Consider the following 15,398-nt stretch of genomic DNA (forward strand, 5'->3'; position numbering starts at 1 on the left):
TTTTGCCTATTAATAATTTGACATTTATTCCTCAACAGGATAAAGAAAATCATTATAAGGATATTTTTGTACATGCAATTCACGTACCTTCTTATAAAGAACGTCCTTCATCTCATCTATATTTATCTTCTCACGAGCTGAAATGAACAAACAATTCTCATTAAGTTTTGCCATCCACGTTTTTTTCAGTTCATCAAGAGTAATATTGTCTTTTGTAACTGGAGTAAGGTCATCGGACTCTTTTTCTACCCAGTTATAGGCATCTATCTTATTAAAGATAATCATTGACGGTTTCTCTGCACAGCCTAGATCTTTTAACGTATTCTCAACGACTTGTATCTGCTCTTCGAAATCAGGATGTGATATATCAACTACATGTAAAAGTATTTCAGCTTCACGTACCTCGTCAAGTGTGCTTTTAAACGAATCAACAAGATCTGTCGGCAACTTCCTTATAAATCCTACTGTATCTGCAAGAAGAAATGGAAGATTTTCTACTACTACTTTTCTAACAGTAGTATCAAGTGTTGCAAATAATTTATTTTCGGCAAAGACCTCGCTCTTTGCAAGAAGATTCATTATAGTAGATTTGCCGACATTAGTATATCCTACAAGAGCAACACGAATCATTCGACCACGGTTCTTGCGTTGAGTTATTTTCTGCTTGTCTATATCTGCCATACGCTGTTTCAGCAACGACATACGCTGTAATATAATACGGCGGTCCATTTCCAACTGAGTTTCACCAGGACCACGAAGTCCTACACTGCCTTTTCCTCCACCAGAACCAGAGCCAGAACCTCCACCTTGCCTTTCAAGGTGTGTCCATAATCTCTGCAGACGCGGTAGCATATAACGGTATTGTGCCAATTCTACCTGCGTCTTTGCATTTGCAGTCTGTGCACGCATAGCAAAGATATCAAGTATTAACGAAGTTCGATCAAGTATTTTCACGCCCAATTCCCCTTCAATATTACGTATCTGTTTAGCCGAAAGTTCATCATCAAAGATAACCATTCCAACTTCACGCTCGGCATCTTCCTCCTGCTTGATATATTGTTTTATTTCCTCCAATTTACCTTTACCAACATAAGTTACCTGGTTAGGCCCAGCAACTCTTTGGGTGAATATCTTCACAGTAACTGCACCGGCAGTATCTGCCAGAAATTCAAGTTCATCAAGATACTCTTTGGTTTTCGCCTCATTCTGTTCCTGAGTAATAAGTCCTACAAGAACGGCAGTTTCGGTCTTAGCCTCTGATAATACAAATTCTTTCATCTGATATATAATATTATGTGCAAAGATAATGCAAAATGAAGACAGAACAAAATAAAATATAGTTTATTTTCATGTTCGTTTATCGTGTTCTTTTATACTAAATTAGAAGTTTTCTTTGATTTTATTAATTGATATATATAAAATATACTATTTTTGTAGATTAATATCAGAAGTTGTAATTACAGGAGATAAAAAATAGCAAAATATGGCACATATTTATAGGGGAAAGATTGTTGATGTAGTTTCTCGAAGAATATTCAACGGAGCAATGTATGTAGAGAATGACAAGATTGTTAATGTGGAAGAAAATAGCTCTTGCGATTACGACAATTATATTATACCCGGATTCATCGATTCACACATACACATAGAGAGTTCTATGCTTATACCCTCTGAGTTTGCAAAATTGGCAGTCAAAAGTGGAACTATTTCTGTTGTCGCTGATCCTCATGAGATAGCTAATGTATTAGGCTTTGAGGGTGTCAAATATATGGTAAACGACGGCAAAGAGGTTCCTTTTAAGTTTTATTTCAGCGTTCCATCTTGTGTCCCAGCCACTCCCTTTGAGACATCGGGCGCGACAATAAACTCTCAACAAGTAGGTGAAATGATAAAGATGGACGATTTTCATTTATTAGGTGAGATGATGGACTATCCTGGAGTCATAAATAATGACGAAGAGACCATCAGTAAAATACGACAGACTTTAGCTGTCGGTAAAGTCGTTGACGGCCATGCGCCATACATTTCTGGAGAAATGTTAAGAAAATATACCAGTGCGGGAATAACTACCGATCATGAATGTGACAATGAACAAGAGGCTATCGAGAAAATTGATAACGGGATGGACATATTGATAAGAGAAGGTAGCGCTGCACGTAATTTTGATTCTCTTATAGGACTATTAAAGAAACACCCTAATAAGGTTATGTTCTGTTCTGACGATAAGCACCCTGACAGTTTATCTGCAGGACACATCAACAAACTTGCAAAAAGGGCCGTAGCACAAGGTTATGATGTCATTGATGTACTACGTGCCTGCAGCCTAAACCCTGTAAGACATTATAAATTGAGTGTCGGTTTATTGCAAAAGGATGATAATGCAGATTTTGTTATTGTTGATAACTTAAGCAATTTCAACATACTTTCCACTTATGTTGATGGCGTTTGTGTATATGATACCAATAATGGATATAGTGAAGAATACATGTCAATACATAAACCTGCTTATGACAAGATTCCAAATAGATTCAATGCCAACAAAATATGCTCTGAAAGCTTAACCGTTAGTCCAGATGGATGTAAAATACATGTCATTGGAACTTCTGATGGAAATATTACAACTCAAAATATAATTGCAACACCTAAGATAGAAGATGGCTTTGTTGTATCAGACATCAACCGTGACATAATAAAGATCGTTGTATACAACCGTTATACACCATCTGTACCACAAGTCGCATTTGTTCACGGATTTAATCTAAAGCAAGGAGCCATAGCTTCAACAATAGCACACGACAGTCATAATATAATAGCTATTGGTACAAATGATGACGATCTTACATATGCAATAAATCAACTTATAGAATGTAAGGGTGGAATAATTGCAGGCTTTAAAAATGAATGGGAATTACTACCTTTACCTGTTGCAGGACTTATGTCAATATGTGATGGAGAAAAGGTTGCCGGCAAATATAATATATTAAATGATACTGTTGCTAAATTGGGGTGTCTATACAAAGCACCATTCATGACATTATCTTTTCTTGCCCTATTGGTTATCCCAGAACTCAAATTAAGCGATAAAGGACTATTCGACAGCAAGGAGATGAAATTCATATCTCTTTTCGTAAAGTAAAAAATTATATAATACGAACTCATCATAATGTTACTCGCTTTATAAACTAATACATATAAAGCGCAGTACAGGTAATTGTACAAATCATATACAATATACCTTTCATGACGTATTTATACACATAGTCTTTTATCATTATATGTGTTTACTATATGCAAGAAAATATTAGTATGAAAACGTTTACGTAAAATTTAGCATTTAAAACGAAGAAATATTTGCAACAGATTGAATAAATATCTATCTTTGCACAGTTGATGTAAATCAGCGAAATCAAAAAACATACTACATAAATAACTATCTACTAACACATCTCTAGAAGTGCTCCGACTTGGTGTCGGGGCATTTTTTTGTTATCAATTCTTTGCTCATATAATATTTAATATATACATTTGCACAATTATTACTAATCGAACAATGAAAAATTATTTGACTACTGGTATTTTCATGTTATTCAGTTGTTTTGCAATGGCGCAACCTAAATATAATATGAACATACTGAAGCACGAAAAGCTAAACCGTGGACTTGTTGTTGTGAAGCAAGATGATACTCATAACATTCTTTCTTGGCGTACACTTGACAGTGATGGAAAAGGTGAACCTTTCGATATATACCGTAATGGCGAAAAAATTAACAAACAGTCTATCATAAAAGGTGGAACTTTTTTTATTGATAATTATAAATCAGCCAACGATATTAATTACGAAGTTAAGGGTGGAAAAGTTAATGGAACATATTGCCTTAAATCTAATTCACCGATAGGATATATACCTATAAAAATACAGAAACCTGCAGATGGCATTACTTCTGATGGCATTACATATTCATATTCTGCAAATGATGCTAGCATTGGTGATGTTGACGGTGATGGCAATTACGAGATTATTCTTAAATGGGACCCTTCTAATTCTAAAGATAATTCATTTGCAGGATTTACCGGTAATAATTATATTGACTGTTATCGTATAGACGGCACAAGGCTATGGAGAATAAATATTGGGAAAAACATAAGGGCAGGCGCTCATTATTCACCATTTATCGTTTATGATTTTGATGGAGACGGAAAAGCTGAACTTATAATGAAAACGGCAGATGGTACAATTGATGGTGTAGGCAATGTGATTGGAGATAGTACAAAAGATTATAGGGAGATTTCTAATGATAACAAAAGGGGTCGTATTCTTAAGGGGCCTGAATATCTTACCGTTTTTGAAGGACTGACAGGTAAAGCTCTAAAAACTATAAATTACATACCTGCTCGTGGAGATTCCAAGGATTGGGGAGATGATCACGGTAACAGATGTGAAAGGTATCTGGCAGGCGTTGGATATCTTGATGGCATACATGCCAGTGCTATCTTTTGCAGAGGGTATTATACTCGTACGGTAATTACTTCATGGGATTGGGACGGCAAAGAACTTAAGCAACATTGGATTTTTGATACAAACAATCCTAAATGGAAGTCGTACGCCGGACAAGGAAACCATAATCTTAGAATAGCAGATGTTGATGGCGATGGATGTGATGAAATAACTTATGGTGCTATGTGTGTTGACCACAATGGGAATGGACTATATAATACAGGTTTCGGGCATGGAGATGCTATACATCTCACTGCTTTCGATCCCAATACAGAGAATCTGCAGGTATGGGACTGTCATGAAAATAAAAGGGATGGATCTGATTTCCGTGATGCAAAAACAGGCAAAGTTATATTTCAAATACCTAGTAATGAAGATGTAGGAAGATGCATGGCTGCAGATATTGATCCAACAAATCCAGGACTTGAGATGTGGAGCAGTGCAAGCGGCGGAATAAGAAATATAAAAGGAAACGTTATTAGTAAACCGTCTATCGGGCATCGTAAATATGGAGTATCAACAAACTTCGGTATCTGGTGGGATGGCGACCTGCTAAGAGAATTGTTAGATCATGAAAGTATTACTAAATATGATAGTAATAAAGGCATTAGTTATACTCTTCAAAGATTTGAAGGGTGCAAATTTAATAATGGGACAAAGTCAAACCCGTGCTTGAGTGCTGACATACTTGGTGACTGGCGCGAAGAAGTACTAACTCGTACTTACGACAGCAGCGAACTTAGACTCTATGTATCTATGATACCAACAGACTATCGCATCAATTGTCTTGAAGAGGATATTCCTTATCGTATAGGTGTCGCAACTGAGAACGTTGGATATAATCAGCCTCCCGAGACAGGATTTTATCTTGGACCTGACAAGACGGTACATCCTTTTCTTAAATAGTTTTCAACACCATGATTATTTATTCCAATCATGTCCATACTGAATAATAACATATTAAATAAATATAACAAAGAACTATTAAATCAACATGAAAAGACAAATTCTTTTATCTCTAGCTTTAATGACTGCTGGCTTGGCTATGGCTGGAGATGTATTAATCAAATCGCCCGACAGCAAATTAGTCGTTATAGTAAGTAATGAAGATGGCAGAGCTGAATATTCTGTAAATTATGAGGGTAAACAGATGCTCACTAAATCGTATTTAGGCCTTAAGACAAATATTGAGGATTTTACACAAGGACTAACACTCAAAAACGATGTTGCTACTAGTGAGGTGAACAACAGTTATACTATGAACCGCACAAAAAGAGCTGTTTCTGAGTATCATGCTAATCAGGCTTTAATTACTTTTGAGAACAGTAACAAGAGAGAGTTTACTGTTACTTTTCAAGTTTCAAATAATAATATCGCATACAAGTATTCAATGCCAAGGTACGGAGATACAAAATGTATGATCATAGAGGCAGAAGCCAGTAGCTTTAATTTTCCTGCTCAGACAACGACATTCCTTTGCCCACAAATTGGTCCGATGACAGGATGGGAAAGAACAAAACCTAGCTATGAAGAAGAATATACCGCTGATTCTAAGATGAATGTCAAATCGCAATTTAGTCATGGATATACATTTCCTTGCTTATTCCATATAGGCAATAATGGTTGGGCTCTTGTCAGCGAGACAGGAGTTACCGGCAAATACTGTGGTTCTCATCTTAGTGATTATGATGTTGAAAAAGGATATACAATAGCTTTTCCTGACAAAGGTGAGAATAATGGCGTTGGTATAAATGGGGCTGCTATATCTTTACCGGGCGAGACACCATGGCGTACAATTACACTTGGAAATGATTTAAAACCAATTGTAGAGACAACTCTACCATATGATATAACTGCACCTCAATACTCTCCTTCACAAGATTATAAACCAGGAAGATATACATGGAGTTGGCTATTATGGCAAGACAAATCTGTAAACTATAACGATCAGGTTAAATTTATAGACTTGGCTTCTGAAATGGGATATGAGTATGTTCTGGTTGATAACTGGTGGGATGTTCAGATAGGCCGAGACAGAATGAAACAGTTATCTGATTACGCAAAAAGCAAGGGAGTAAATTTAATGGTGTGGTACAATTCAAACGGGTATGTAAATGATGCGCCACAATCTCCACGCGACTGCATGAATACAAGCATTGCAAGAAAAAAGGAAATGGCCTGGCTTAAAGATATAGGCGTAAAGGGTATCAAGGTTGATTTCTTCGGTGGTGACAAACAGGAGACTATGAAACTTTATGAAGATATTCTTAGTGATGCCAACGACTATGGACTACAGGTTATTTTCCACGGTTGCACTATTCCTAGAGGTTGGGAGCGTATGTATCCAAACTATGTTGGTAGTGAGGCTGTTCTTGCTTCTGAGAACTTATATTTCACTCAGCATCATTGTGATAAGGAAGGTTTTGAACTTACAATGCACCCATTTTCTCGTAATGCTGTAGCAAGTATGGATTGGGGTGGCGTAATTATGAACCGCAGGATGAGCCAGGATAACAACAGCCGCAATTATAGACGTACGTCTGATACTTTTGAGATGGCAGCCGGCATTATAAATCAGTGCAGCATTAACTGTATAGCCATACAACCAAATAATCTTAAAGAGTTACCGCAATTTGAAATCGACTTTTTAAAGAATATCCCGACCACGTGGGATGATACAAAGTATATAACAGGATATCCTACTAAATATGTTGTAATTGCCAGAAAACATGGAAACGATTGGTATGTAGCAGGACTGAATGGTACCGATAAAGAAATGGCCCTTAATATTGAGGTTCCTATGTTAGCGGGAAAGACAGTCAAATATTATACAGATAACAAGAAGAAAGGTAAGGAAATACCAACATCTGTTGTAAAAACTATGAAAATAGGCAAGAACGGAATCGCTAAGGTCTTTATACAGGCCATGGGCGCTATAATACTTGTACCCTAAAGTTTATCTTTAGCATCAAAAGTGCGATATACTAAATACGAGCCATCGGCATCGAGTTCAAACTCATTGCCGGTGGCTTGGTTTAATGTACCTTGCCATATCCACTGATATGCATAAGTTGGCCAATCAAATCCTGTTCCATTTATTTTTTTGCAATCTAGATTATATATACTTACTTGTTGACCTTTAAAACTACCAAATTTGTTTAAACCTTTTGCTGTAACAAAATATCCATAGTCTGTAACCATAATAGGATATATGCCAAACTCTTGCATGTACCATACAATCAGACTTATATTTCCTAAGGTATGGTCTTCTCTTTTTCCTGTAGCTCCAATATAAACGATATCCTTATATCCTTTTGAAATACAAAAACGAGTAGCTTTTGTGAGGTCGTTAAATTCCTGTTCGACTTCCACCTTTAGCTTATCCGAATATTTCTCTTTGAATTCCTTAGGTAAAGAATCACAATCACCAACTATAACATCAGGTATATTCCCATTTTTTATATATGTTACAGCCGCATTATCGCAACAACATACATATTCAGCATTGTTTAGAATACATAATGGTATTTCATTTTTAGGATAATCACCGGCAGCAAGTATCACTGCGCCGGCTTTATAGTCTTTTGTTATAATTGGATAGTTCATCGTTTTATCATCATTCTCTTCCATTTGTAGTACCCCAATATGGCAATTATCACATAAAGTCCATACAAAGCTGCAGTAAATGGTATACCTTTATAGACATAAAGTGCACAACTTATTGCATCTACCAATATCCATATTAGCCATTGCTCTACGTATTTCCTGGCTAGAGCCCACAATCCTATAAAACTGAGGGCATTGACAAAACTATCGGTAAATGGTACTGTACTGTTTGTAAAACGTACTAGTATAAAGTATATTGCAGACCATGACACAAAAAAGACAAGAGTGCTAGGCATTATAAGTTTTTTATTGAAATGCGTTATCGGCATTTCCATACTTTCTCCCTGTCCCTTCTTCTTAAAAAATTTCCATATAATGAAACCATATACAGCAGCAAGAAGATAATATATGGCCATTCCAAAATCAGCATAAAGTCCGGCCTTGAAGTATTTGAATATATCTATGGCGGGCATTATTATGCCCAATAACCATAGATATATACTAGCCTTGTACTCCAGCCAGATATAGACTAATCCTACAATCGTTGCAAGAATATCGAGTATCTGAAGAGTTTCCATATCAGAAGTTTAATGACATATGCGCCATAAAGTTAATTGGCGCCTGTGCAGAATATACAGAGTATGACCAAAAGTCATTATTACCAAATGCTACAACTTTACCATTGTCTTGTTTGAAAAATAAAGCACAGCCACCATTACTTTCATATTCCTCATTGAATAGATTATAAATTGTACATCCCAATGTCAAGCTCTTAAGTCCTTTAATCTTAAATGTATATGAAAGGTCTATATCTGTAGTAAAATATGAATCTATCATTGTACTGATCTCTTTATTATTATCTTCGTCTATATAAGTGCGGAAATTAGAGTTTGTCATATACTGTTCTCCTACATATTTGCTCATAACACTAACTTTAAGCTTTTTATATTCATAAGAAAATATATTATTAAATATAAAATCAGGGGAGAACGCCAGATGAGTAGTACCTACATTGACATAATTATTATCAATAGTTTTAAGATTTGTATTCTTTTCACGGTTTTTGCTCCATGTTGCATTTGCATTCCAGTTAAAGCCCTTAAAAGGATTTAAGGCAGCCATCAACTCCAATCCAATACGGTAACTGTCTTTCACGTTACGAACTACCATTTCGCCGTTTGAATCTTGACCTCCTGTCGGTACAAACTGATTGTCATAACACATGTAATATAGATTTGCTCCTGCTGAGAATATTTTACTCTGGTATTTATATCCCAGTTCCAAATCATTAAGACGTTCTGACTTTGGTGCTACATACTCAGACTCCGCCATCATATTTTCAAAATCATCACGGGTGGGTTCCTTATGGGCAATAGCATATGACATATATACAGTATTATTGTTATTTATATCATAATATAAGCCGAATTTAGGATTAAAGAAATTATATTTTTCGTTTATATTAAACAATTTCTGCAGATTCTTTTCGTCATACTCTTGAGATGTGCCTGTCATGGTATAACCCACATGACGATATTGTAAATCTATATAAGTATGAAAACCTTTAAATAAAGAATAATTGAGTTTGCCAAAGAAATTACCATCATATTTTATTCCATTACTCCTATAGTATTCATGATTGGGTTCCAGACTTCCACTAAAAGTTCTTACCCATAGCACTTGACCATAATGGTCACCATCATATTTGTTCCATCCACCACCTAATGATAATGTAAGGTTTTTCTTATTATCATAATTAAGACTACCTACAAATCCATAGAAGTTATTTGCCATTATCTTACGACGTATCAGATCTGATTTTATTGAGAAATCATCTGTTAGGGTATACTTTGCTAACTTTTGTCCTGTTTTATACTGTTCATAATATCCATATCCATTAGTATAATGAAGAGTTACATTAGAACTCCAATAAGAATTAACGACTTGATTCCATATCAACTGATAATTCTGCTGATGATAGTTATCGGTCTGGTCTTTATAATACACTGTTTTACCATTGGCATCATTATACTGTCCACATGGGTTATAAGTACGGCCATATGTTTCCATATCGGCTTTAGAAGCATAATCCCAAGCATGATATGTCTTTTCGGTACCATTAAAGGTAATAAACTTAACCACAGTATTTCCTGAGAAATACCCGCCTTGCATGAAATAAGAATTAAGTTTTGTTGATGCACGGTCTATATATCCATCACTGCCTATATTAGACAGACGTCCCTGAAATCCCCAGTGACCACCCAGTAGTCCTGTTCCAAAACGAAATGTCTCTTTATGAGATCCATAAGAACCGGCACTTAGATCAACACCGGCATATGGTTTTACACCTATATTATCTGTCTGAATATTTATGGTTGCTCCAAAGGCGCCCGAACCATTTGTAGATGCACCAACACCACGCTGAATCTGTATCGTTTCGGCACTTGATACTATATCAGGAATATTAACCCAATACGTTTTGCTACTTTCCGCATCGTTTATAGGAACACCGTTGGTTGTAACACTGATACGTGTAGCATCAGTGCCTCGTACATGAATATCAGTATATCCAATTCCATTACCAGCATCCGAAGAGAATGTTACTGATGGAGTTAATGAAAGTAAGCTAGGCATATCATGCCCAAAATTTACTGCATTGATTTGGCTTTTTACAAAGTTCTGATTTGCTATAGGTGTATTAGCACCTACACGAGTAGATACGACTTGTACATCCTGAAGCAATACAGATTTCATACCTGTCTTTTTAATGCTTGTTAGAGAATCTTTCTTCTGAATGGTTGGATTCTCTGCGTACACTTGTGAAAAGCATACGAAAGTTGCTGCTAGCAACACGATCTTTTTCATCTTTAAACCTTAATTTAAATTACACAAAAAGGGGGTCTTTTTATGTCCTGTTTCCCTACGCCGGCATTACCCGGATCAGGTTCGAGGGTTTAATCTCAGCCCGAGACTTCGGGCACCCCTATTAAATTTGGTTGCAAAGATACAACATTTTTTATTTAAAACAAAAAATGTTGCACCTTTTATAAAAAACTACGAATTTGTTTACTCGTCTATTTTAACTTCTTCTACTTCTTTTTCTTTTGGCAATATAAGGTTTAACAACACACCAACTATTGCTGATAGACCTATACCTGACAAAGAAAAATTACCTGCAGACAACGCTGCACCTCCAATACCCATTGTCAAAGTTACTGAAAGTATAATTATATTACGTGTATGATCTAGGTTCACATGTGACTGTATCAAGTTTCGCACTCCCACACTTGCGATAGTACCAAAAAGCAATAACATTATGCCACCTAATACCGCTTGTGGAATGGTTTGTAACAATGCACTTAGTTTTCCTATTACAGAGAAAATTAATGCCGTTGCTGCTGCTATTCTTATTACTACGGGACTTGTTACTTTAGTTATAGACATCGCTCCTGTTACTTCTGCGTATGTTGTTACCGGAGGACCGGCCAATAAAGCAGACACTAAACAAGCGATACCATCACCTAGCAAAGTACGATGTAGTCCCGGGTCTTTTACAAAATCCTTATTTGCTACGGCCCCTACTACATACACATCACCTATATGCTCAATAACTGGTGCTATTGCTACTGGTATCATGTATATAAAAGGTCCCCATTGGAAATCAGGTAAGTGAAAATGTGCCAATGAATCAGGTAATGCTATCCATGGTGCATTAATTATCGGCGTAAAGTCTATAATACCCATAAACACAGCAATGATATATCCTACAATTATACCACTTATTATAGGCACAAGTTTTATCAAACCTTTTCCTAACACAAGCACAACTATAGCCGTAATCAATGAAACTAATGCCAATATCCAATTAGACTTAGCCATATTAACGGCACTGCTTGACAATGTAAGACCTATTAGTATAATTACAGGTCCGATAACTATCGGCGGAAAAACTCGGTCTAAAAATTTCTTGCCTTGTAACTTAACAATAAAGCTAATAAAGAAATACACAAGCGACACGCCTGTAAGTCCTGCCAAAGTACCAGCCATGCCCCATTCTTTTGTAGCTGCAATTATTGGTGCAATAAATGCGAAACTGCTTCCTAAGAAAATAGGCACTTTCCCTTTTGTTACGAAATGAAAGATAAATGTTCCGATACCTGCTGTAAAAAGAGCAGTCGAAGGGTTAAGTCCTACAAGAAGAGGAACTAAAACTGTTGCGCCAAATGCGACGAACAGGAATTGTACACCTACTATTCCTTTACGCAGTGGCGACAAATTATTGACATCCATATTAATTGTTTTGTGAGTTGGTTCCTTTTTTCTTTTTCCACTCAAAGAATATTATAAGCAATACGGCTATCACAAGAATGGCATAAGCTGCATACGCTATATTCTCTGTTGTATCCACTGATTTGGGGAAGAATGAAAGTTCAACCTTATGGGTACCCGGCTTTATATTAATTGCTCTCAGTATATAGTTTACTCTGCCTATTGGGACCTGAGCACCGTCTACAGTTGCAGTCCATTCAGGATAGTATATCTCAGAGAATACCAGTACACCACCTGATGTAGAATTTACTTCATATTCCAGCTTGTTGGGTTCGTATTTTTTTAGCGTTGCAGTAGACACAGCTCCCTGTTTCTTGCTTGTACCTAAAACATCTTTGAATTTAGAGTCTGCCACAGCTTCGTGATGGAGATCTATTTTACTTAATTTTTCAATCTCCTCATTAGCGTTATCTACATATGTAATATTGTCAACCATCCATGCATTACCAAAAGCATAAGGATTCTGTAATGGTACGGTCTTATTATTCTGCAATGGGAATATGAAATATTTCGTGTTAAGCATATTCAATATTGGATATATGCTATCACCATTAACTTTCGACATATCACCCTGGGCTGTAGCTGCTGCCTTAAACAGACTCTGCATCTCCGGTGCTATATAGGTATCTATCATATCCTGGTATCTGTGCAGTTTTGCAGCATGATATCCACCGATACTTTTATGATAATATGATGTTTCGTTCTCATTGAATGTACTAGAAGAAAGGTTAAGCACACGATAATCAAGAGAATGATCTCTCAAGATCTGTTCGTCTGTTGCGGTCTTCTGCTGTGGAGTTTCGCGTTGGCTCTCTTCTACAAACATATCATCGTTGAGATAACGTTTATTGACCTGCCACATATCGACAAGGCACAATATTGCTATCGCACCAACCATATACTCCGATTTTAGTTTCTTTGCCTTATAAAGTAACAGGAATGCTGTACCTATTACTATAATCCAGAACGAACGCCAGCAATCGGCTGTAAATATTGCACGTCGCATTTCACGAAGATTGTCCAGCAATGGGTTCAATTGGTCACCAGGTATCTGAGCCATGGCCTGCATCTCACTAGACGATACATAATCTGAAAAGAATAATGTAGGCATTATCGCAAACAAAAGTGCTATACCGGCAGTAAGGCCAAAACTTATATATAAGAATCTTATCTTTTTGCTAAGTATTTCAGGTTCATCCACTATCTTTTTCAGAGCCATCATAGCCAAAAGTGGTATTGTGAATTCGGCTATAACTAATATAGAGGCTACCGTCCTGAACTTTGAGTACATTGGTACATAATCAAGGAAGAAGTCGGTGAATCCCATTAAGTTCCTACCCCATGCCAATAATATTGATAATATCGTGGCACCAAGCAATGCCCACTTCATAGGTCCTTTTACGATGAAGAATCCGAGGATAAATAACATAAGTACAAAAGCACCCACATATACAGGACCGCTTGTTCCTGGCTGTTCGCCCCAATATTGCCCTAACTGCTGATATATCTGAGAATAATTATTATTAGCCTTTTCCATAGCTATTTTATTCTCTGACAAAGGAACTGATGCCCCACCCTTTGTGTTTGGAACAAGAAGCGTCCAAGTTTCATCTATACCGTAACTCCATTGGGTTATATAATCTCGGTCTAGACCCGAACTGGTCTGATTACCTTTATTTTTCTTAACCAATTCGCTCTTACCTCGCATTGACTCCTGACCATACTGCCATGTATGATACAGGTTTGATATATTAAGGCATATACCTAATGCGGCTCCGACAATACATACTGCCGTTGCTTTCCAGAAATTAGCCATTTGTTTGCTACGAATAGCTTCTGCAAGAAATGCGATAAGCATGAAAAGTATGATAAACATATAATAATATGTCATCTGTACATGATTGGCATTTATTTCAAAAGCTGTAAATATAGCGGTGACAAGTCCCCCCTTAAGATATTTCCCCCGATACGCAAGTACGAGTCCCGCTATCATTGGAGGCAAGTAGGCTAGTGCCATAACCTTCCAGATATGACCCGCTGCTATTATTATAAAGAAGTAACTGGAGAATGCCCATATTATAGAACCTAGGGCGGCAAGCGACTGCCTGAAGTCGAATGCTCTTAATAGGATAAAAAATCCCAATAGATATACAAACACATACCACACGTTTTCAGGAAGCCACAAATGATATGCTTTAGTTGCTACATCAAGTCCTTTTGAACTCTTGTATGCAGGTGACATCTGATAGGTTGGCATTCCGCCAAACAAAGAATTTGTCCATCTAGTTATATTACCTGTACGTTGATAATATTCAGATGCCTCTTGCCCTGCACCACGTCCGGCTGAAGAATCATGCCTATACAATATTCTGCCTTCTGTATCTGCAGGAAAAAAATAAGCGAACGATAAAACCGCAAAAAGGAGTATTGCCAGGATATCAGGCAAACATTGTTTCCATGCTTTCATAAGATATTTTGTTTGTATTTCTAGAAATTCGGGTACAAAGATACTGTAAACCTAGATAAAATACAAAATAAAAGGCGTCTTTTTTTGATTTTATGATAATTGTATTACCTTTTGGCTTTTATCAATATATAAATTGATATATCATGCATTAAATATCATCACAAGACCAATTTTTTATTAATAAATAAAATTATGTTTTGCTTTCAGTTATCCCTTAAGAGACTGATTGTCAGCACCTTCGGCTGAAGGCAACTTTTATACTCATATTACAGCCATCTTTTTTCAACGCCTTCCATATTTTATCATAAAAATTGATTTTAAAAGGGTAATTAATAACTCATAACGGGACCCTTTTGAATACATAAAAACTATGTGGCTTTATCCCTACAACAATTCTTTACAGTCGTGTGACCTAGGTCGAACGATCGTTTGACGAAGGTCGCACAATCGTTTGACGTCGTCAAAAGTTCTAAGAGGATAACTTTTATTATTTATTACATA

Annotated in this window: 9 protein-coding genes and 1 riboswitch; of the genes, 3 read left to right on the top strand and 6 right to left on the bottom strand. The window is 36.5% G+C overall.

Features of this window, described 5'->3' with window-relative positions:
• Window positions 1-24: 24 nt before the first annotated feature.
• Window positions 25-1,278 (bottom strand): GTPase HflX, encoded by a 1,254-nt coding sequence (gene hflX / locus XYLOR_RS08250; protein ID WP_036878367.1) that lies wholly within the window; start codon window positions 1,276-1,278, stop codon window positions 25-27.
• Between the two features lie 205 nt (window positions 1,279-1,483).
• On the opposite strand from hflX, the gene ade reads away from it, so the two are divergent.
• The 3 genes from ade (at window position 1,484) to XYLOR_RS08265 (ending at window position 7,448) form a co-directional block, all read left to right on the top strand.
• Window positions 1,484-3,136: an adenine deaminase gene (gene ade / locus XYLOR_RS08255; RefSeq protein ID WP_036878369.1), complete on the top strand. Its 1,653-nt coding sequence runs from the start codon at window positions 1,484-1,486 to the stop codon at window positions 3,134-3,136.
• Window positions 3,137-3,550: 414 nt separating this feature from the next.
• Window positions 3,551-5,401 carry a rhamnogalacturonan lyase gene (locus XYLOR_RS08260; RefSeq protein ID WP_036878371.1) on the top strand — a complete coding sequence of 617 codons (1,851 nt, stop codon included), beginning with the start codon at window positions 3,551-3,553 and terminating at the stop codon, window positions 5,399-5,401.
• A gap of 88 nt (window positions 5,402-5,489) precedes the next feature.
• Window positions 5,490-7,448 carry a glycoside hydrolase family 97 protein gene (locus XYLOR_RS08265; RefSeq protein ID WP_036878372.1) on the top strand — a complete coding sequence of 653 codons (1,959 nt, stop codon included), beginning with the start codon at window positions 5,490-5,492 and terminating at the stop codon, window positions 7,446-7,448.
• Here the strand turns inward: XYLOR_RS08265 and XYLOR_RS08270 are convergent.
• The 5 genes from XYLOR_RS08270 to XYLOR_RS08290 all read right to left on the bottom strand — a co-directional run bounded on the left by XYLOR_RS08270 (window position 7,445) and on the right by XYLOR_RS08290 (window position 14,897).
• Entirely contained in the window at window positions 7,445-8,125 is a 681-nt protein-coding gene (locus tag XYLOR_RS08270) for a thiamine diphosphokinase (RefSeq protein WP_245601980.1), read from the bottom strand. The two genes, XYLOR_RS08265 and XYLOR_RS08270, sit on opposite strands and share 4 nt — an antisense overlap.
• Window positions 8,098-8,679: a nicotinamide riboside transporter PnuC gene (pnuC, locus tag XYLOR_RS08275; protein ID WP_036878374.1), complete on the bottom strand. Its 582-nt coding sequence runs from the start codon at window positions 8,677-8,679 to the stop codon at window positions 8,098-8,100. The genes XYLOR_RS08270 and pnuC overlap by 28 nt, the downstream gene beginning before the upstream one ends.
• A gap of 1 nt (window position 8,680) precedes the next feature.
• Window positions 8,681-10,966 carry a TonB-dependent receptor gene (locus XYLOR_RS08280; protein ID WP_036878376.1) on the bottom strand — a complete coding sequence of 762 codons (2,286 nt, stop codon included), beginning with the start codon at window positions 10,964-10,966 and terminating at the stop codon, window positions 8,681-8,683.
• Window positions 10,967-11,001: 35 nt separating this feature from the next.
• A riboswitch (TPP riboswitch) is annotated at window positions 11,002-11,096 on the bottom strand.
• A gap of 71 nt (window positions 11,097-11,167) precedes the next feature.
• Window positions 11,168-12,391 carry a uracil-xanthine permease family protein gene (locus XYLOR_RS08285; protein WP_036880950.1) on the bottom strand — a complete coding sequence of 408 codons (1,224 nt, stop codon included), beginning with the start codon at window positions 12,389-12,391 and terminating at the stop codon, window positions 11,168-11,170.
• 1 nt (window position 12,392) lies between these two features.
• Window positions 12,393-14,897 carry a YfhO family protein gene (locus XYLOR_RS08290; protein WP_036878378.1) on the bottom strand — a complete coding sequence of 835 codons (2,505 nt, stop codon included), beginning with the start codon at window positions 14,895-14,897 and terminating at the stop codon, window positions 12,393-12,395.
• Window positions 14,898-15,398 lie beyond the last annotated feature (501 nt).

This window comes from Xylanibacter oryzae DSM 17970, assembly GCF_000585355.1.
Taxonomy (GTDB): domain Bacteria; phylum Bacteroidota; class Bacteroidia; order Bacteroidales; family Bacteroidaceae; genus Prevotella; species Prevotella oryzae.